The sequence below is a fragment of the Novosphingobium sp. ZW T3_23 genome (genome assembly GCF_044987305.1).
GTDB lineage: Bacteria > Pseudomonadota > Alphaproteobacteria > Sphingomonadales > Sphingomonadaceae > Novosphingobium.
Window position 1 is genome coordinate 24,252 of record NZ_JBJDRF010000041.1, and the last position, 20,264, is coordinate 44,515.

The window sequence follows — 20,264 nt, forward strand, 5'->3', positions numbered from 1 at the left end:
TCATGACTGAATCGCTGCCGCCGATCCTCATCGAGAGTCTATCCGTGACATACGGAGACCACCTCGTCCTGGACGGGCTTTCGCTGTCGGTGCCGGCAGGCAGCGTCACGGCCCTGCTCGGCGGCAACGGAGCGGGCAAGTCCACCACGCTTTCGGCCTTGCTGGGCTTCGTGAAGGCGAGTGCGGGCACCGTCGCGGTCTGCGGAGTAGATCCGGCGGCGGTGCCCGACGAGGCCCGGCGCCAGATCGCCTATCTGCCCGAGAACGTCGCCCTCTATGAGCACCTGAGCGCCGTGGAGAACGCGCAGTACCTGCTGGCGCTGTCCGGCGCGAACAGGGACCGCGCGGCGATCGTGGCCGCCTTCGCAGCGGCAGGCCTGCAAGAGCAGGCCTGGGACAAGCGCCTCGGTGCCTTCTCCAAGGGCATGCGCCAGAAGGTGGCCATTGCCGTGGCCATGCTGCGCGAAGTGCCTGTGCTGCTGCTCGACGAGCCGACTTCGGGCCTTGATCCCCGTGCCACGGCGGACTTCAACGCGCTTGTCCTTTCGGTGCGCGAACGCGGCACGGCGATCCTGATGGTGACCCACGACCTGCTCAGCGCCGCCGAGATCGCCGATCGCATCTGCTTCCTCGAAGCCGGACGCATCGCGGAGGACGTGAAGGCACCGGAAGCGACCGGCCCCGGTGCGGAGCGCTTCGACGTGCGGGCACTGCATGCCCGGTTCGCGGTCGCCAGGGAAAAGCTGGCGGCATGAGCACGACCTCGCTCATAGCGCGCGACGAATTGCGGCTGATGCGCCGCAACCGCGTCGCCGTGATCGCCTGCGTGTTGCTGGTGCTGCTCACCGTGGTCGCCGTGGCCAGTTCCTGGGCGCACCAGCGCGGTATCGAGGATTTGCGCGCCCGTCACCAGCACGAAGCCGAACAGGCTTTCGATGCCCAACCCGACCGGCATCCGCACCGCATGGTCCACTATGGAACCTTCATCTTCCGCCCGCCGGGTGCCCTCGCCGCCTTCGACCCCGGCGTGGACGCCTTTACCGGCAGTTCGATGTTCCTCGAAGGCCATCGCCAGAACACCGCCAACTTCGGCGACGTCAACCAGAGTTCGCTGCTGGTGCGTTTCGGCCAGTTGACGCCCGCCTTCGTGTTGCAGGCGGTGGCGCCGCTGCTGCTGATCTTCCTCGGCTATGGCGCGATCGCGCGCGAGACGGAGCGCGGCACCTTGCGCATGCTGATGATGCAGGGCGCGACGCGGGGAGAGATCGTGCTCGGCAAGCTGCGCGCACTGGGCACGGTCGCCTTGCTGGTGGCGCTGCCTGCCGGACTGGGACTGGTCGCGCTGGCCGGAGGGCCCGGCGTCGCGATCCTGCCGATGGCGGCGATCGTGATCGGCTATACAGCCTGGCTGCTTTTGTGGGTCACGGTGATCGTTCTGGTTTCCGCGCTGGTGCGCCGCAGCCGTGACGCGCTGCTTGCACTCGTCGCGATCTGGGCGGTGAGCGTGGTGCTGCTGCCGCGCGTGGCGCCGGATATCGCCCGCGCCGTGGTGCCGCTTGAGAACCGCCTCCACACGGATGTCGCCATCGCCCGCGACCTGCGCAAGCTGGGCGATGCCCATAATCCCGACGATCCACACTTCGCCGCCTTCAAACAATCGGTGCTGAAACGCTATGGCGTCACCCGGATCGAGGACTTGCCGGTCAACTACAAGGGCCTGCTGGCGGTGGAGGGCGAAAGGATCACGTCCGGCCTGTTCGATCGCTACGGGATGGAGAGCTACACCGCGCAAGGCCGACAGAACGCGATCGTGAGCGCAGTGGGCGTGATCAGCCCGACGATTGCCCTGCGTTCGCTTTCGATGGCGGCGGCGGGAACGGACTTCGCGGCGCATCGCGGGTTCCTCGAACAGGCGGAGGCCTATCGCTACAGCCTGGTCCAGGGGCTGAACCGGCTCCAGGCCGATAGCGTCACTTATGCCGACGACACCGCCAAGGATGCCGGCGCAGACAGCCGCAAGCGGATCGAGGCAGACAACTGGGAAAAGATGCCGGACTTCACCTATCGCCCGCCCGACGGCGCGACGCTTGCCAGACGCGCCCTGCCCGATCTCGCCGTGGTGGTGGGCTGGCTGGCGCTTGCCGCAGCCCTGCTCGCCTTCGCCACCCGCCGCCTGGGAGAGCGCCGATGAACTTGTGCCTGATGAATTTGTGGACGCATGAGGCCCGCCTGCTGCTGCGCCAGCGTCTGGCCGTGACGGCGATCGCCTTGCTGGCGGTGCTGACGATCGCGGCGCTGGCCGCCGGGATGGCCGAGGTTTCCCGCCAGCGCGCCGCCATCGCCGCCATTCCCGCGGCCCAGGCCGAAGACATCGGCGCCATCGCCTCCTGGGTGGACAAGGAAAAGGATGCGGGAAGTGCCGCCTACTACAGCTTCCATCCCACCTGGGACGCGCCTGCTCCGCTCGCCTTCGCGGCCCTGGGGATGCGCGACGTATCGCCCTACATCCTGCGCATACGGGCGCTGGGGCTGGAGGCGCAGATCTACGACGGCGACACGTTCAATCCCGAACTGGCCCTGCCCGGCCGCTTCGACTTCGCCTTCGTCCTGGTGTTTCTGGCCCCGCTCTTCGTCATTGCCCTCTGCCACGACCTGACGTCGAGCGAGCGCGAGGCGGGCCGCTGGCGCACGCTGGCCGCGCTGCCGCATGGCGGCCCGGCCCTCTGGCGCCGCCGCACGATGCTGCGTCTCGCGCTGCTCTGGACCGCGATCGGCGTGCCTTTCCTGGTCGCGGCGGCGATCTCGGGCGTTGGCGCAGGCTCCATCCTCGTGATCCTGCTGCTGGTGGCCGCCTACCTGCTGTTCTGGGTGGGGCTGTCCGCAGCGATCGGCCGCCTGCGCTGGAGCAGCGTCGCCAACGCCGCAAGCCTCGGCGCGCTCTGGCTGGTCCTGGTGCTGGTATTGCCGACGCTCGGCCATGTCGCCATCAACCGCGCCATTCCCTTGCGCCAGGGCGCCGAGATCGCCTCCGCCCAGCGCGAGGCCGTCAATCACGCCTGGGACATCCCGCGCGAGGAGACGATGCGGCGCTTCTATGCCCATCACCCCCATTGGGCCGATTCCGCTCCGCTCGGCACGGATTTCCATTACAAGTGGTACTTCGCCTTCCACCAGGTGGGTGACGAAAGCGTCGCGGACAAGGTACGTGGCTACCGCCAGGGCCTCGAACGCCGGGACCGTGCGGCGCGCGGCATCGGTTGGGTGCTGCCCTCGGTCGGGGTGCAGGCGCTGCTGACGCGCATGGCGGAGACCGACCTGACGGCGCAGATCGCCTACCGCGAGCGGATCCGCGACTACCACCGCCGCCTGCGGACATTCTACTACGATTACATGTTCCGCGATCGACCGTTCGGAAAAAGCGATTTCGACAGGGCACCCCGCTTCGAATGAGGCAGCGAAGGCGAAGCGGGGCGCCCGCTTCGCCTTCCTGCCGCTTGATCGGATCATGACGGCAAACCGGCACTCCCGCCTCACACCACATAACAAGGCCTAACAGGCGATCTTCCTCCGAGAGGTCTATCAAGAGATGGACCGGAAACCACCGGAAGCGAGGAAGCCGATGCCGAACAACGCTCTTGAAATCGCCAACCTGCCCCGCCGGGACATTCTGCGCCTTGCAGGTCTTGCCGCTGCCACCACGGCCCTGACTGCCGGAGCCCGTCCGGCACGCGCCGCGCCATCCCCGGCGCCGGTTCTGCCCGCAATCAAACAGATCGACGCGGGCGTGTTGAACATCGGCTATCTCGAATACGGCCCCGCGTCGGGCGTGCCGGTGCTCCTGTTCCATGGCTGGCCCTATGACGTCCACGCCTTCGCCGAAGTCGCTCCGCTGCTGGCGGCCAAGGGACACCGGGTGATCGTGCCCCATCTGCGCGGCCATGGCTCCACGCTGTTCCGTTCGGACGCGACGCCGCGCAACGCCCAGCAGGCCGCACTGGGCGCCGACGGCATCGCCCTCATGGACGCGCTGGGCATCCGCACCGCCGTGGTCGCGGGCTTCGACTGGGGCGCGCGCACCGCCGATATCATGGCCGCGCTCTGGCCCGAGCGCTGCCGCGCGCTGGTTTCGGTAAGCGGATACCTGATCGGCAGCCAGGCGGGCAATGCCAAGCCGCTGCCGCCCGCCGCCGAGCTGCAATGGTGGTACCAGTTCTACTTCGCCACCGAACGCGGCAAGCTGGGCTATGCCGCCAACACCAAGGCCTTCAACAAGCAGATCTGGCATCAGGCGTCGCCCGACTGGGCCTTCGACGACGCTACCTACGAGCGTTCCGCCGCCTCCTTCGCCAACCCCGATCACGTCGCCATCGTGATCCACAACTATCGCTGGCGCCTGGGACTTGCCGAGGGCGAGAGCCGGTTCGATGCGCTGGAGGCCCGGTTGGCCGCAGCCCCGCCGATCACCATCCCGACCATCACCATGGAAGGCGATCGCAACGGCGCCCCCCACCCTGCGCCCGAGGCCTACCGGGCCAAGTTTGCGGCCGCTTACGAACATCGCACCATCAGCGGCGGAATCGGACATAACCTGCCTCAGGAAGCACCGGCGGCCTTCGCCCAGGCCGTGCTCGACGTCAGCCGGAGCGCCGCGTGATGCGGGCCGGAACCCTGGCGCTTGGCCTGGCGGCGATGACCATGGCCGTGACGACCGCCTCTGCCACGGGAACCCTGAATGCTTTCACCGCACCCGCTTCCGCGCGAGCGGAGGTGGAGGGAGGGGCCGAGGCGAAGGCTTCTCCCGTCTACGGCGTGACCTTGCCCAGAGGCTATCGCAGCTGGACGCTGATCAGCGTCGCGCAGGAGAACGGCAAGAACAACGATATCCGCGCCATCCTCGGCAATGACATCGCCGTCAAAGCATTCCGCGAGGGCAAGCGCCCCTTTCCCGATGGCGCCGTGATCGTCCGTCTGGCATGGCGCTATCAGTCCTCGCCGCGCAACGACGCGGTGTTTCCCGCCCCGCAATCCTTCGTCGCGGGCGACCCGATCAACGTGCAGGTCAGCGTCAAGGACAGCAGGCGCTATGCTGCCAGCGGCGGGTGGGGTTATGGCCAGTTCGAGAACGGCGGGGCGACTCCCGGCTCGGCTCTGATGCAAGCCTGCGCTGCCTGCCACAGCAAGCTGGAGGAAGGCGCGGATCGGGTCTTCACCGCCTGGGCGCCCTGATCCTTTCCGTTTATCCATTTTCGTCCGGGCCATGGCAAAAGCCCCCCCTCGTGCTAAACCCCGCGCGCAGACTGGTGCAGGGGAGTGAAGCGCGATCATGGCCGATATCGGGATCTCGCCGGCAAGGGAGGGATTATACTTCGGCCCGTTCGCGCTGTTCGCGAACGAACGGTTGCTGACGAAGGACGGCCTGCCGGTCGAGATCGGTGGCCGCTCGCTCGACCTGCTGATAGCGCTGACCGACCAGCCCGGCCGCGTACTGTCCAAGCGTGAACTCCTCAAACGCGTATGGAGCGATGTGGTGGTCGAGGACGGCAGCCTTCGTTTCCATATGGTGGGGCTGCGCAAGCTGCTGGGCGACGGCAAGGACGGCGCACGCTACATCGCCACGCAAGTCGGCGTGGGCTATGCCTTCGTCGCCCAGGTGGAGCGGCATGGACAACGGCCGTCCCCTGCCGCCGTTCCCGGCACCATTTCCGTCTCTGGCGAACCGGCATCCGCTTCGTCGAACCTGCCGCCCCGCCTGCCCCTGCTGATCGGCCGGGACGGGGACATCGACCTGCTGCGCCAGCGCGTTGCCCGGACGTCTCTGTTCACTATCGTCGGGCCGGGCGGCGTCGGCAAGACCTCGCTCGCGGTGGAGATGGGGCATGACCTGGCCGAAAGCTTCCAGCACCAGCTTGCCTTCATCGACTTCAGCATGCTGGAGAATCCGGAGCTGGTGCCCGGGATGCTGGCCGGCGGCATGGGCATCGCCGTGCAGGGCGCTGACCCGCTCGCCGCCGTTCTGGGCTTCGTGCAGGACCGGCCCTTCCTGCTGCTGCTCGACAATTGCGAACACCTGATCGAACCGATCGCGCTGCTGGTCGAACAGCTGACGGATGCGGCGCCGCACCTGCGCATTCTGGCAACCTCGCGCGAGCCGCTGCGCGTGCGCGGCGAGCATGTTCACCGCCTCGACGCCCTGGCCTTTCCCGAGCACGAACGCGATCTGACCACGGCGGAAATCCTGAGCTACCCTGCGGTGCAACTGCTCCGCGACCGCGCCTGCGCGGCCGACAGCACGCTGGAGATCGACCAGGAGGCCGCCCGGATGATGGCGGTCATCTGCCGTCGGCTGGACGGCATGGCGCTGGCCCTTGAACTGGCCGCCGTGCGGGTCGCCTCCCATGGCTTGCCTGCGGCGACCCGGCAACTGGAAGCACGCTTCAGCCTGGCCTGGGCGGGACGACGCACGGCCCAGCCGCGCCAGCAGACGCTTCATGCCATGCTCGACTGGAGTTACGATCTGCTGACCGACACGGAGCGATCGGTTCTGGAACGGCTCTGCGTGTTCGTGGGGCCTTTTTCGGTCGATGCCGCGCTGGAGGTGGTGGCCGATGCCGCTCTGGGCAGCGACGCCGTGATCGCGGCGTTCGACGGACTTGTCGCCAAGTCGCTCGTCGCGCCGGATCGCGCACAGGCTGCGGGAAGCTATCGCCTGCTGGAGATGACCCGCGCCTATGCCCGCCAAAAGCTGCATGAACGCGGCGACGAGGCTTCAGGCGCCGCCGCCCGCCGCCATGCCGCCTATTTCCTGGCCGAGCTGGAGGCCATCGTTGCTTCCGACGATGACGTACTACAGGATTCGCGCCCGCTTCGCCGGCAATTGGGCAATATCCGCAGCGCGCTGGACTGGTGTTTCGGCGAGCACGGCGATCTGCGCATCGGCGTGCGCCTCACCGCTGCCAGCACCACGATCTTCGTGGGCCTTTCGCATTATGCCGAATGCCAGAGCCGGTGCGCCCGTGCTCTGGACATGCTTGAAGACGCGCAGCGCGGCACGGCACTCGAAATGGAGTTGCAGGGCGCCCTGGGGCTGGCATCGATGTTCAGCCGGGGCAGCACCAGGGCGGCGGGCGAGGCGCTCTCGCGCGCCCTGGAAGTGGCAACGGCACTGGACGATCCCTGGTGTCAATTGCGCATGCTGGGCCGCCTGCATATCTATCACGAACGGATCGGCGATTGCGCCATCGCGGCCGAACATGCCCGCCGCGCGGTCGCCATTGCCGCGATACTGGACGATCCCGAGGCGATCGGCGTGGCGTGCTCGCTTTCGGGAATCTCGCATTATCTGGCCGGGAACCAGCGTCAGGCGGTGGAGGATCTGGAACGATCGCTGGCCTGTTGTCCGGTCGCAGGCCGCAGTCGCATGCTTTACTACGGCTTCGATCACCGGAACCGCTCCACCATTGCCCTGGCGCGCAGTCTCTGGCTTTCCGGCCAGTACCGCCGTTCGGTGATCATGACCCGTCAGGCGCTGGACCTTGCCGCCCGGCTGGATCAGCCGGTGACCTTGTGCATCGCGCTGATCTGGCAGTTCGCGCTGCAAGTCTGGCAGGACGATCTCGACGGCGCGGAAGAGACGCTCACTGCCTTTACCGAATGTGCCAGGGTGAACGCATTGGGGCCCTACATGATCGCGGCTGAAGGTTTCGCCGGCGATTTGGCCATTCGCCGGGGGCACGGCGGCAGCGCCGTCGATGCCGTGGCGCGCAGCGTCATCCAGCTGCGCGCGGCGCGCTACGAGCTGCTGACCACCACTTTGTCGATCGCCCAGGTACGCGGCCTGCTGCTCGATCGCCGTTATCATGAGGCCACGGATCTCGTCGATGCCGCCATCGCGCGCTGCCGCGACATCGGAGAGGGTTTCGCCATGCCGGAATTGCTGGGCATGAAGGCCCGCATCGCCGAGGCCGCCAACCGGGACGCGCAGGCTTCGGTGGCCTTTCTGGAGCAGGCGCTGGCCCTGAGCCAACAACAGGGCGCCGGTGCCTGGACGCTGCGAACGGCGATCGCGCTCGCCTTGCAACTTGCCGCCGCGGCCAGGCCGCAGGAGGCGCTGAGCCGGCTTGAGGGCGCCATGGCCACGGCAGCCGACCTGGAAGCGACACCCGACGCGGTGAAAGCCCGCGAACTTCTGGCCACCCTGAGGCAACCGGCGATCGACTCGCTCTAGGGGGTGTTTCCGATGGTCTGCGGTCGGACGATGCAAATCCATGTACGGGACTGATCCGGCATGATATCCTCGCTTCAGGTCGATCCCTTCGGCCGTGGTGGAGGATCGTCATGACGGCATTGCCCGCCCCAGCCTCGGCCTTCCCGCTGCCCGCCTGCCATGCGGCACGCGCGATGGAGCAGCAGCACCCGGCGCACCACGGCCCGGCACACCATAGATTGACGGGGAAAGGAGCGGCATGACAGTTTCCACCGATGCGATACTGGGCGTGATAGCGGAAGAATCCGGCCTCGATCCGGCCGCCCTGCGCCCCGATGCCACTTTCGAACAGCTCGACATCGGCTCGCTCGACGTGGCCAGCACGCTGTTCGCCATCGAGGACAAGTTCGGCGTGGCGATCGATCCCGACCAGTTGAACCCGGCCTCCACGATTGCGGATTTCGTGAACCTCGTGCGGCAACTGGCGCCTTCATGATCCGAAAGGTCGTCCTGACCGGCTTCGGCTGCGTCAGCGGCCTGGGTATCGGAATGGCGGAAACATGGCGGAGCGTGGCGCAAGGCAAGGGCGCTATCCGCCCCCTCCGGCGCGAGCCGCCTCCGGAGCATCCCAACCGGCGCATCGACGGGCCCGCCGCCCGGGTAGACGCCGATGCCTGCCGGGCCGCGCTGGGCGCTGCGGACCTGCGGTCGATGGGGCAACTCGATCCGCTATCTCTCCATGCCCTGGCGGCGGGACTGGAAGCGGTAGAAACGGCCGGACTGCGCGGTCACGCTTCGCTGGCGCGTCGCACCGCCATCCTCGTCGGCTGCGGCAGCGGCGGCAATGCGACGGTGGACCAGGCTTTCGAGCGGCTCTACGCCCGCGACCTGGCCAGGGTCCATCCCCAGACCATCCCGGCCTCGATGATTTCCGCCCCCGCCAGCCATCTGGCGATGCTGCTCGGCTGCCACGGCCCGACATTCGTGATCTCCAGCGCCTGCGCCTCCTCCGCCCATGCCCTGGGAGAGGCCATGCACATGATCCGCTCGGGCCGGGTGGAGGTGGCCCTTGCCGGCGGCAGCGAGGCCTGCCTCACCCTGGGATCCTGGGTCGCCTGGAACTCCGTCGGCGTCATGGCCGACGATACCTGCCGCCCCTTCTCGCGAGATCGCAAGGGCATGGTCCTGGGCGAAGGCGCGGCCATGGTGGTGCTGGAAAGCGAGGAACACGCCCTTGCGCGCGGCGCGAAAATTCTGGGCGAGCTGGCCGGCTACGGCAGTAGCAGCGATGCCGCCGAAATGACCGCCCCGGACTTGCCCGGGATCGAAGCCGCCATCCGCATGGCTCACGAGGACGCCGGAATCGCACCAAGCGAACCGGCGCTGATCTCCACCCACGGCACCGGCACCCGCCTCAACGACGTGGTCGAGGCCGCCGCGCTGAAAGCGGTCTATGGCTCCGCGCTGCGCGGTCACACGGTGATCGCCACCAAGTCCGCGCATGGCCACCTGATCGGCGCGACAGCCGCCCTGGAGTTCGTCATCGGCATGGAAGCGCTGGCGCGCGGCGTGGCGCCACCGGTCCTCAATCATCTCGGCCCCGATCCCGAATGCGACCTGCCGCTGGCTCTCCGGCCCGGGCCCATCGATCACCGGGTACTGGTTTCCAACAGCTTTGCCTTCGGCGGGCTCAACGCCGTACTCGTGGGCAGGTTGGCATCATGACCGCAATCGCGCACATCAACGCCATCGGCACGGCGGTGCCGCCGCATCAGGTCCATGACGCCTTCGTCGGTTTCGTGCGGGCCTCCTTGTCGGACCCGGCCCATGCCCGCCTGTTCGACCGCATGGTGACGCGCGCGGGGATCGAGCGGCGCTTCTCGTTCATCCAACCCGAAGTCCTGCCGGACGGCCGCATCACCGATCGCGACCGCTTCTACGGCCTCGGAGACTGGCCCTCGACCGCCGAGCGCATGGCCCGCTACGAGCGCGACGCACCGGTTCTGGCCCTGCAGGCGGTGCGTGCCCTCAGCGCCGATATCGCCGCCGAGGGAGTGACCCATCTCGTGCTGGCTTCCTGCACCGGCTTCGTCGCGCCGGGGCTGGATCAGGTGCTGGTGGCCCAAGCCGGACTCGACCCCGCCGTGGAGCGCACGGTGGTGGGCTTCATGGGCTGCTACGCTGCGGTGAATGCGCTGCGACTGGCCCACCACATCGTCCGTTCCGAGCCCGAGGCGCGCGTGCTGGTGGTCAACCTCGAACTCTGCACGCTCCATTTCCAGCGCACGCAGGATCTGGAAAAGCTGCTGTCGATGCTGCTGTTCGGAGACGGCGCCGCCGCGGCGCTGGTGACCGCAGAGCCGCGCGGTATCGCCCTCACCGACTTTCGCTCCGCCGCCATCCCCGGATCCGGCGCGGCGATCACCTGGCGGATCGGCGACCAGGGCTTCGACATGCATCTGGACGGGCAGGTGCCGAGCTTCATCGCCAATGCCCTGCGTGCGGAGCGCGGCCGCAATGACCGGGGCAGCATCTTTCGCGGGCTGTCTCCGGCCGACTACGATCTCTGGGCGGTCCATGCCGGCGGCCGCACGATCCTGGACGCGGTGGACCGCGCGCTGGATCTGCCCGCCGATGCGCTTCATCGCTCGCGGGAGGTGCTGCGCCAGTTCGGAAACATGTCTTCGGCCACGCTGATGTTCGTGCTGGCGGCGATGTTGGCGGACCGGACGCAAGGTGCCGCGACTGCAGGCGGGAACGGTATCGCGATGGCGTTCGGCCCCGGCCTTGCCGCGGAGACGTTCCGGTTCAGGTTGCTGCCCGCGTGATCGACTTGCGCCGAAGATCCGGCGAGCCCGAATGGATGGACGGCGATGCCGTAGCGCCGGAGGAGTTCGCCGCCTGCCTCGGTGATCTGGCGAAAGTCAACACGATCACGCTGGCAAGGCTGCCGACGCTGGCCTTCCTGGATCGGGCCTTCGCCGCCACGCCGCCGGGGCGGAGGCTGACCGTGGTCGATGTGGGCTTCGGCGCGGGGGACATGCTGCGGGCGCTCGCCCGGCGCGCGCGCAAGCGAAAGCGCGAGGTTCGGCTGATCGGCTTCGATATCAACCCGCGCAGCGAACCCGCCGCCCGTCGCCTGACGCCTCCGGCCATGGCAATCGACTACCGCACCGGCAATGCCTTTGCCATGGCCGAGGACGAGCGGGTCGATCTTGTGGTGAGTTCGCTGGTCACGCACCACATGCCGGACGCCGGGATTCTGGATTTCCTGCAATGGATGGAACGAAAGGCCGCGCTCGGCTGGTTGGTGAACGACCTGCACCGGCATCGCCTCGCCTACCATGGCTTTTCGCTGCTGTCGGCGGCGATGCGCTGGCACCCTTTCGTGCGACATGACGGCCCTTTGTCCATCGCCCGCGCCTTTCGCCGCGATGACTGGAACGTACTGCTCGGCCAGGCCGGCCTGATCGGCACAGCGCGCGTGAACTGGCGCTTCCCGTTCCGCTACTGCGTGGAGCGGACGAGGTGGTAGAGCCGGTAACCGTATTGGGCGGCGGCCTCGCCGGGGCTTCGGCCGCGCTCAGGCTCGCCCGCGCGGGGATCGGCGTGGACCTGTTCGAGCGTCAGTCCGGCCCTCATCACAAGGTCTGCGGCGAATTCCTTTCCGTCGAAGCCCAGCGCGACCTGCGCGACATGGCCTTCGAACCGCTGCGCCTCGGCGCGGTGCCGATCGATCGCGTAAGGATCGTGAGCGGCCGGAAGATCGCCGAATCCCGCCTTCCCTTCACGGCGCTGGGGGTAAGCCGGGAGGTGCTGGACGAAGCCTTGCTCGATGCCGCCGCCGCAGCAGGCGCCAGGATTCTGCGCGGCACAAGGGTCACGGCCATCGAAGACGGCGGCGTCCGCACCAGCGCGGGGCGATTCCCCGCGAAGACCTTGTTTCTGGCCACCGGCAAGCATGACTTGCGCGGCATGAACCGGCCGAATGGAGGCGAACGGTCACGGCATATCGCCTTCAAGATGCATTGGAAAGTTACCGCCCGGCAGGACGAGGAACTCGGCCATGCCGTTGAACTCGTGCTTTTCGACGGCGGCTATCTGGGGCTCCAGCGCGTGGCCGAGCGGGTCATGAACCTCTGCGTGCTGGTCCGGCGCGAGCGTTTCGGCGGATCCTGGACCGATCTGCTGGCGGAACTCATGCGCCAGGATCATGTCGCGCGGAGACTGGACGGGGCGCGCGAAATGCTGGACCGCCCGGCTTCCATCGCCGGCCTGCCCTATGGCTACCTCCACCACCCGGCCGAAGACCGCCCCGGACTGTTCCGCCTCGGCGATCAGGCTGGACTGACCGCCCCGCTCACCGGAGACGGCATGGCCATCGCGCTGCGCAGCGCCGCGCTGGCGGTCGATTGCCTTCGCCTGGGCCGGAGTTCGGCCTCCTATACCGGTCTGCTGCGCCGGGAAATCGCCGGGCAGGTGCGCAAGGCGATGCTGCTCCACCACCTTGCGGCGCTGCCTGTCCTGCCGATCGCACTGGGCCTGCTCCGGTTCTGGCCACCACTGCTCGGCCGCCTGGCCGCCGCGACACGGCTTGCATGATCTTCGCCGATTAAACAGCGTCCCGAAATTGATCATACAAGCTCGAAATCGGCTCTGTATTATCCTCGGGCGATGCCGTAGGGTTCTTTCTTCGGACATTCTCGCCGCAAGATCGAAGTGAAAGATAGCCGATGGTCAAAGCCGTTTCGCTGGCTGACGAACTCTATGCGAAGCTCAGGAGCGGCATCATGTCCGGCGAACTGGCACCCGGCTCGAAACTGCCGTCGCAGAAGGAAATCGCGGAGTCCGAGGAAGTCAGCCGGACCGTGGTGAGGGAGGCCGTCGCCCGGCTCGAAGCGCAAGGCTACGCAGAAGCACGCCAGGGGTCCGGCGTCTATATATCCCAAAGCGCCCGCTACCGCGCATTCCAGGTGACGCGCGAAGAATTGTCCGAACTCTCGGACATCATAAAGCTGCTGGAAATGCGCCTGGCGATCGAGACGGAGATGGCCGGCCTCGCCGCGGCACGGCGCGATCAGGACGATATCGTGGCCCTGCGCACGGCGCTGAAACATATGCGCGAAGTGGCGGACGATCCGGCGGCCTCGGCCCTGGCTGATACCCAGTTCCACATGGCCATCGCACGCGCGACGAAGAACGAGTATTTCGTCCGCTTCATAGACTTTCTCGGCGTCCGCCTCGTTCCGCCGCGCAATCTCTATCTTCGAGACCGGCCATCCGTGGCCCATCAGGACTATGTCGAAAAGGTCCATGACGAGCATGATGCCGTGCTCAATGCAATCGTGCGCATGGATATCGAACGCGCGCGCGCCGCTGCCCGTCAGCACATGCAGGAAAGCCTGATGCGCCATTCCGAATTGAGCGATGCCATCTCCGACAGCGAGCTTGATGCCACAGGCGAGTAGCGCCCAACGATAGTTATACGACAACCATTGCCGGGGGAAACGGCAGGCGCAGCCCGCTTCAGAACGCGAAGCTTTCGCCCGACACCAGCTTCTCCCAGGCCGCGCGATCGGGCACGTCTCCGCCGCGATCCCAAGCAGATCCCATGTAATAGGTGAAAGGCTGGCCCGGCCGGACCTTCACGAGCACCAGATAGTTCTCCGCGTCCTCGGCAAAGCCCACCAACATTCCGGGATCGACCGCAATGGCGATCCCCAGCGTGCCGTGCTCGGCGCTTTCGGGCTCCCAATAGGTCATGCGCCCGGCGCGCACGTCTCGGGTGACGAAACCCTTGCCGTTCGCGTTGCTCTTCTTGCCGATGCCGATGCCCACGACCAGCGGCTCTTTGCTGTCGGACTGCAAGGTCGAGCGCATACGGGTGAAGTGCGAGCCCAGCGGCAGCGAAAACTCCCGGCTTTCCCAGACCTTTCGCACGACATCGACCGGCCAGGGCTTGTAGGTGGCGGAGAACCGCGCGACCTTCCCGCCGCTCTCCTCGATCTTGTAGGTCGCGAAATTTCGGCTCGTCCAGAGCTTGTCGTCATACCAGATGCCAAGCCCGCCACTGCCACGGGAACGGCCGACATCGTAGTAGTCCAGCCCCTCGCCGCGATCCATGTGATAGTTCGGGAACTTCAACTGGCGATCCATGAACGGCCAGCGCACGCGCTTTGCCCAGGTATCGATGCCCGATCCCGAGGGCGCCTCCTTGGCCTGCAGGGCCGGGCCGTAGATGCGGTGCGCCACCAGATCGTTTTCCCAGAGCAGGTCGTCGAGCCGATCCGGCGCGAAGCGCGCAACGGCGCGGGGCGCGCGCTCCGCCGGGGAAGGCGGCGGAAGCGGCTCCACCGTGGAGGGACGGCCCGTCATGGCGGGATCGTAGGCAAGTGCCGCAGTGGCCTTCATCTCCGCCGCGCGCCTGGCCATTTCCTCGGGGCCGCGAACGGTCTTCGGCGCGGGGGGCGCCGGCGAGGTCGCCGCGATCACTTCCGGGCTGTCCCTGGTCGGCTCCGCATGAGGCAGAGTCTGCACCGGCCCAGAGAGATCGGCGATTTCCAGCGCCGCCAGAATATAGGCGCCATTGGCATAGGGCCCGGTATCGCGGGCGGCCGTATGTACCGGCTGGTCGCCGGTCTTCTGCGCAGCGCCCAGCTGGCCGTCCGGAAGCACTTGCCGGTTCAGGCCCGCCCAGCCCTTGAGAACATGAGGTAGGTAGGTCGCCCGATCGAGCAGGCCGTGGTTGATGCCCCAGGCCAGTCCGTAGACGAAGAAGGCCGAACCGGAGGTCTCCGGCTCGGGATAGGCTTCGGGCGCGAGCAGGCTTGTGCTCCACAGGCCGCTGGGCCGCTGGAGTTCGGCAATGCGTCCGGCCAGCGTCTGGAACAAGTCGAGGTAATAGTCGCGCCCCTGCTGGTCCGCCGGCATGGCCTCCAGCCAACGCGCGAGGCCGCCCAGCACCCAGCCGTTGCCTCTTGCCCAATAGATCGGCCGGCCGTTCGCCTCGCTGCGCCCCACGAACCGCTCGTCGCGCAGGAACAGCCGGTCTTTCGGCACCCAGAGCCGCCGCGCCGTGCGCCGCCATTCCTTGTCCGCCGCCAGGAGATACTTGGGCTCGCCGGTGATCGCGGACATGCGCGCAAGCACCGGGGGGGCCATGAACAGGGCATCGCACCACCACCAGACCAGGGCCTTGGTGTCTTCCTTGCGCGCAAGGTGCGGCACCTGCCAGTCGAGCCGCTGCTGCAAGGGCATCAGCACGCCGTCCTGGCGCCGCCTGCTATAGAGTTCCTCGTAGAGATCACCCATCGCGATATCGTCGGCATTGAGCATCGTCACGCCCGAACGGGCCCCGCGCACCGCGTAATGATAGTGCTCGGCGATCATGGTGAGAAACCGCAAGGTGTCAGGCCGCTCGGAAACCCGCGCAAGCCGCGCCGCGCCCACGTAGTAGACCGCCGATACCCAGTTGGGCGCCATCGCATCCAGGGCGCCGCCGGTGGAGAGCGGGATGGGCCGGGCCGCCATGTCGGCGATCTGGGCGGCGCTGACGTATTCCGCTGCCGCCAGGGCCTCGGCCCGCGTCGGCAGGCGCTTGCCCTCGGTGTCGAGATGGGGGCGCGGCGGCACGCGCAGCCATTGCGGATCGACGCCATCCACTTGCGCCTGGGGCTCCTTGCCGAACGCACCCCACGGCGTCATCGAGGCTCCCGAGAGCAACAGCGCGCCCGCAACCCGATGCCAGTACCTGCGCCTCACTTTCACACTCTATCTCCTCGCATGGGGATTCGCATCGGGACTTGCACCGGGACTGGCATCGGGACTGGCATCGGGACTGGCTCGGTCAGAACGTGGCACGCACGCCGAACAGGAATTCGCGGCCGAAGTGCCTGTAGTTGGACACACGATCGGTCGCGTCGACATAGCGGTCGTTGTATTCGTCGGTCAGGTTCACGGCTTCGACGGACAGCTTGATATTGTCGTTCAACTCATAGGAAATCGAGGCGTCCAGGTTCAGCGTGCTGTTGACGCCTTCCTCGGTATTGTTGTTGCCGCCCGGGAAGGACAGCAGGTAGCTGTCGCGATAGGCTGCGGAAACGCGGGCGCTGAAGCGCTTGGTTTCATAGTAGAGCGTGGCGTTGTACATGAACTTGGACTGCCCGGTCAGGCGGTTCTTGCCGTAATCGCCGTAATCGACCTTGGAATCCACGAATGTCACGTTGCCGATGAAGCCCAGGTTCCGAAGCGGCCCCGGCAGGAACGAGAACGGCTGCTGGTACTGCACTTCCAGCCCCTTGAGGGTGCCGCCCTTGCCATTGATCTTGCGGGTGACTTCGAAGTCCTCGTCCGGAGAGGCCGGCGTGCCGATCAGCAGGCTGTCGGGAAGACCCAGGCTGGCCCAGGGCACTACATCGGTGACGGTCGTGATGAAGGAATCGATCTTCTTGTAGAACACCGCCGCCGCCAGCAGCGATTCCTTGGCAAAGTACCATTCCACCGAGGCATCGTAGTTCGTCGCGCGGAAGGGATCGAGCAATGGATTTCCGTAGGAAACGCGGCGTGTCGGCGTGGACAGGCTGCCGCCCGGCGTAAGATCGCCCAGGGCCGGACGCGACATCACCTTAGCCGCACCCAGGCGCAACACCAGATCGCCGCCCGGCTCGATCGCAAGGTTGAAGGACGGCAGCCAGTCATTGTATCCGTTCTTCACGGTCACATAGTCGGTGTTGAGGTAACCCGAAGAGGTCGTGCCCGTATGGGCATAGCGCAGCCCCACGTTGCCCCGCACGGTGACGCCGGAAATGTCGGTGTCGAAATCGGCCTGCACGAAAGCGCCGGTATCGCGTTCCTTCACTTCGCGCACGCCGTTGTAGGTCGGGACCAGCGGGTCGTCGTAGATGCTCAGGAATTCGCTGATCTTCCCGATGTCCGGGGTGATGTAGTCGAGGTCGGTTCCGCCGGGTATGGCAAGGCCGCCGCCGATCGTTTCCACCTTGCCCAGATTGGTCACGTCGGTCGCCCGGTCGCTGCCGGAAAGGACCGAGACCGCCTGCTGGAACCCGTAAGTGTCGAAGCCGTAAGTGCGATACTCGCCGCCGGCCTTGATGGTGATCTGGTCGGTCAGGTCGTATTCCAGAGCGCCTGCCGCGGTCTTCAGGCGGTAGTCCGCGCCGCCGGTGCTCCGGCGCCATTCGGTGAGCGTGAAATTGCGCCCATCGGTTACGTCGAAACCATAGGAAATCTGCGGCAGGCGGTCGTTTCCGCGAAAGTCGTAAGTGTAGCCGTCCCGGTTGGTGGCGTCGAACATGTAGGACACCGAAAGCGGGGTCCGCGCCTTCGAATGCGACGTGCCCAGCTTGATGCGGCCCCGGAACCGATCGGTGAACGCATGACGGGCGTTGAACGAAAGCTGCGTGAACGTGCTTTCGTCACGGGAGAACCCGTTCTCGGACCGGACATCCACGTTATCGAACACGCCATAGGAGATCGTGTTCTTGCTTGGGTCTATCTCGTAGTCGCGCACGACCGTTTCGCGCACGCCGCCGGCGGCGCGACTGAAGCTGATCGCCTCGATGTTGGGGCTTTCCGCTTCCTGGTTGAACCGCGAAAGCAGGCCGTCCAGCGTGATCTCCGTGTCGTCCGAAGGCTTCCATTGCAGCGACGCGGTGATGCCCAGCCGATCCTCCGAGAACTGCCCGATGGTGTAGCGCGGAATGCGCGGATAGTAGGCGGAAAGCAGTTCGCTGCGCTGTTCGGGGGTGGCGCAGGTTGCACAGCCCGCGAAATTGTTGCCGGCGCCATAGGCCAGGGACGGGTCGCCGCTCTGCCAGCGGGTGGTGTTGAAGCTTTCGCTGGTCGGCTTGCGCTCGCTATAGGCCACCGAGACAAGCGCGCCGAACGTCTCGTCGGCGTTGGCCCAGCTGAGCAGGCCCGCGATCCTGGGCAGGAGCTTCTCCGACAGGTCGTTGTACGAGCCCTGGGCAGAAAGGGCGCCATGAAGACCCGCACCGAAATCGAGGCCCCGCCCGGTCTGAAGATCGACCGTCGCGCCCAGCGAGCCTTCCTCGATCTCGGCAGACTGGGTCTTGCGCACGGTGATCGAATTGAACAGTTCGGAGGCGAAGATCGAGAAATCGAAGCCGCGGCTGCGGTTGCTGCCATAGGCCGCCTGCGCCTCCAGCCCGTTGATGCGAACGCGCGTGAAATCCGCGTTCAGGCCGCGCACGCTGATCGTGCGCCCCTGCCCGCCGTCGCGTTCGATCGTGACGCCGGGAAGGCGCTGGATCGATTCCGCCAGGTTGAGGTCCGGAAAGTCTGCCATGTCTTCGGCCAGGATCGTATCGACCGCGCCCGCTTCACCGCGTTTGATCGTCAAGGCCTTGTCCAGGCTGGTGCGAAAGCCGGTGACGATGATCTCCGGTGCCGAAACGCCGCCTATGGCATCGCCCGAGGACCCCTGATCCGGGGATGCCTGATCTGGGGATGTCTGATCCGGAGAAGCTTGTCCCGGCTCGGAAACGGTGGATTGCGCCGTCGCCGGAGCGGACAGGCCCAGCATGGCGGCCAGCGCCGATGTTCCCAGCGCCAGCCGAGCCTTTGCACCGAAGCCCTCTCTCATGGTCTTCCTCTCCATTTGCCCGGCATTATCATTGATACCGGTGTCAATGAGAAAGATGTATGATAACATTTACCGCCTGGCAACAGCATTGTTTCAGGATTTTACCTCGATATCAGCACGAATAGCCGAAACCGGTCATCCGCTCATACGACATCATTTTGCGATCGAGAGATCCACGGCGTAGACATGGTTCCGCCCATGCATGTTGGAGCAGAACACGATCCATCGTCCATCGGGCGTGAAGGTGACGTTGGGTTCCAGGCGATAGTCGTGCGCGGCCATGTTCACCAGCCGGGTCGATCGCATGACCTGCGTGGAGATCAGCTCCGCCTGATCGCTCTGCGGGTCGGCATCGGGAACCTCTTCCGGCTGGAGAAGAACCAACCACTTTCCATCGCGCGCATGGGCGACCATTTCCGCATCGCCGCCGTCACCGGCGAACCGCGTCCCGTCCGGCGAGCGATTGAAATGCACCGACCAGTCGTTGCGCTCCACCCGCCGCCATACCCGCGCGCCCGTGTCGAGATTGACCGAGGCGACCCAGAACACCTGGCCGCGCGGGGTCTGAAGGTCGTAGTAAACCTCCCGCCCGTCCGCGCCGAACCATTCATGGCCGAAAATCTCGAAGTTCATCGTGCGCTGATGGAGCTTGCGCAGGTCGCTGCCATCGGTGCGCATCGTCCACATGCGATCGACGCGATGCCACGGGCCCTCGTGGCTGAAGATCAGGCGCTGCGGGTCGGTGGGCGAGAACTGGGTGTGTCCGATCCATTCGTTGGTCTTGTGGATCGTGCGACGCTCGCCACTGCGCAGATCCAGCGTGAATATCTCCATCGGATAGCGCGCGGCCCAGCGTTCGAGCATGCGCACCCCCTTGGCCCGCGCGAAGTTCAGCGGCTTGCCGTCCGGCCCCTTGGCGGAATATTCGGCCTGATCGAAACGCCGGTTGCGCGGGTCGGCTACGCCCGGCTGGAGCGGCTTGGCGCCATGGGCAACGAAGCCGAGCATGAGCGTGTCGTCGGCATTGGCGGCATTGATCTGTCCATTGGGAATCCTGCCGATCCGCTGCTTCCTTCCGCTGTCGATATCGACCGAGAAGATCGTGCGCGGGCGGTCCATCGGCTGTTCCTCACCGGGATCGCTGACGCTGTAGAAAACCCGGCGAGAGCGCCGCGCGGTAAACAACAGGTCGGCCTTGGGATCGCTCACGAGCTTGCGGAGCGCCTGCGTCCTCACGTCCACCGCGACGATGCCCGAAGGCGTGGACATGACCATCAGGTCACCCTCGGGCGTGAAGCTGTTCTTGTAGAAATAGAGCTTGCCGCCGCCCTCGTCGGGACTGAGACGGACGATGCGATAACCGGTCGCGGGGTCCGTCCATTCCTTTGGCGGAGCGCCCGCCAGGCGATCCGGCCCTGGGGCGGAAGAGGGGGGGCGGGA

The 20,264-nt window shown here is 66.5% G+C and carries 15 protein-coding genes; 12 read left to right on the forward strand and 3 right to left on the reverse strand.

Annotation, left to right across the window (positions count from 1 at the left end):
- Nucleotides 1-2 precede the first annotated feature (2 nt).
- The 12 genes from ACI3K3_RS18400 to ACI3K3_RS18455 all read left to right on the forward strand — a co-directional run bounded on the left by ACI3K3_RS18400 (nt 3) and on the right by ACI3K3_RS18455 (nt 13,671).
- Nucleotides 3-755 carry an ABC transporter ATP-binding protein gene (locus ACI3K3_RS18400; protein ID WP_404916264.1) on the forward strand — a complete coding sequence of 251 codons (753 nt, stop codon included), beginning with the start codon at nt 3-5 and terminating at the stop codon, nt 753-755.
- Nucleotides 752-2,191, forward strand: a complete 1,440-nt coding sequence (locus tag ACI3K3_RS18405; protein WP_404916266.1) for an ABC transporter permease — start codon at nt 752-754, stop codon at nt 2,189-2,191. The genes ACI3K3_RS18400 and ACI3K3_RS18405 overlap by 4 nt, the downstream gene beginning before the upstream one ends.
- 11 nt (nt 2,192-2,202) lie before the next feature.
- Nucleotides 2,203-3,450: a DUF3526 domain-containing protein gene (locus ACI3K3_RS18410; RefSeq protein WP_404916294.1), complete on the forward strand. Its 1,248-nt coding sequence runs from the start codon at nt 2,203-2,205 to the stop codon at nt 3,448-3,450.
- 169 nt (nt 3,451-3,619) lie between these two features.
- A complete protein-coding gene (locus ACI3K3_RS18415) occupies nt 3,620-4,654 on the forward strand; it encodes an alpha/beta fold hydrolase (RefSeq protein WP_404916268.1) in 1,035 nt (344 codons plus the stop codon).
- Nucleotides 4,654-5,226: a cytochrome P460 family protein gene (locus tag ACI3K3_RS18420; protein ID WP_404916270.1), complete on the forward strand. Its 573-nt coding sequence runs from the start codon at nt 4,654-4,656 to the stop codon at nt 5,224-5,226. Before ACI3K3_RS18415 ends, ACI3K3_RS18420 begins: the two co-directional genes overlap by 1 nt.
- Before the next feature lie 97 nt (nt 5,227-5,323).
- Nucleotides 5,324-8,224: an ATP-binding protein gene (locus ACI3K3_RS18425; protein ID WP_404916272.1), complete on the forward strand. Its 2,901-nt coding sequence runs from the start codon at nt 5,324-5,326 to the stop codon at nt 8,222-8,224.
- A gap of 238 nt (nt 8,225-8,462) precedes the next feature.
- Nucleotides 8,463-8,699, forward strand: a complete 237-nt coding sequence (locus tag ACI3K3_RS18430; RefSeq protein WP_404916274.1) for an acyl carrier protein — start codon at nt 8,463-8,465, stop codon at nt 8,697-8,699.
- Nucleotides 8,696-9,928, forward strand: a complete 1,233-nt coding sequence (locus tag ACI3K3_RS18435; RefSeq protein ID WP_404916276.1) for a beta-ketoacyl-[acyl-carrier-protein] synthase family protein — start codon at nt 8,696-8,698, stop codon at nt 9,926-9,928. Before ACI3K3_RS18430 ends, ACI3K3_RS18435 begins: the two co-directional genes overlap by 4 nt.
- A complete protein-coding gene (locus ACI3K3_RS18440; RefSeq protein ID WP_404916278.1) occupies nt 9,925-11,031 on the forward strand; it encodes a type III polyketide synthase in 1,107 nt (368 codons plus the stop codon). Before ACI3K3_RS18435 ends, ACI3K3_RS18440 begins: the two co-directional genes overlap by 4 nt.
- The gene (locus tag ACI3K3_RS18445; RefSeq protein WP_404916280.1) at nt 11,028-11,738 is read left to right on the forward strand and encodes a methyltransferase domain-containing protein; all 711 of its coding nucleotides are present in this window, start codon (nt 11,028-11,030) and stop codon (nt 11,736-11,738) included. The genes ACI3K3_RS18440 and ACI3K3_RS18445 overlap by 4 nt, the downstream gene beginning before the upstream one ends.
- Nucleotides 11,732-12,805, forward strand: coding sequence for an NAD(P)/FAD-dependent oxidoreductase (locus tag ACI3K3_RS18450; RefSeq protein ID WP_404916282.1), 1,074 nt, complete (start codon nt 11,732-11,734; stop codon nt 12,803-12,805). The genes ACI3K3_RS18445 and ACI3K3_RS18450 overlap by 7 nt, the downstream gene beginning before the upstream one ends.
- A gap of 131 nt (nt 12,806-12,936) precedes the next feature.
- Entirely contained in the window at nt 12,937-13,671 is a 735-nt protein-coding gene (locus ACI3K3_RS18455) for a FadR/GntR family transcriptional regulator (RefSeq protein ID WP_404916284.1), read from the forward strand.
- A 58-nt stretch (nt 13,672-13,729) separates the two neighbouring features.
- On the opposite strand, the gene ACI3K3_RS18460 is transcribed toward ACI3K3_RS18455, so the two are convergent.
- The 3 genes from ACI3K3_RS18460 to ACI3K3_RS18470 all read right to left on the reverse strand — a co-directional run.
- On the reverse strand, nt 13,730-15,970 hold the full coding sequence (locus tag ACI3K3_RS18460; protein ID WP_404916286.1) for a glycoside hydrolase family 88 protein: 2,241 nt from the start codon (nt 15,968-15,970) through the stop codon (nt 13,730-13,732).
- Nucleotides 15,971-16,049: 79 nt separating this feature from the next.
- On the reverse strand, nt 16,050-18,824 hold the full coding sequence (locus tag ACI3K3_RS18465) for a TonB-dependent receptor (RefSeq protein WP_404916288.1): 2,775 nt from the start codon (nt 18,822-18,824) through the stop codon (nt 16,050-16,052).
- Nucleotides 18,825-18,977: 153 nt separating this feature from the next.
- The coding region (locus tag ACI3K3_RS18470) for an oligogalacturonate lyase family protein (RefSeq protein WP_404916290.1) at nt 18,978-20,264 on the reverse strand (1,287 nt) is incomplete at its 5' end.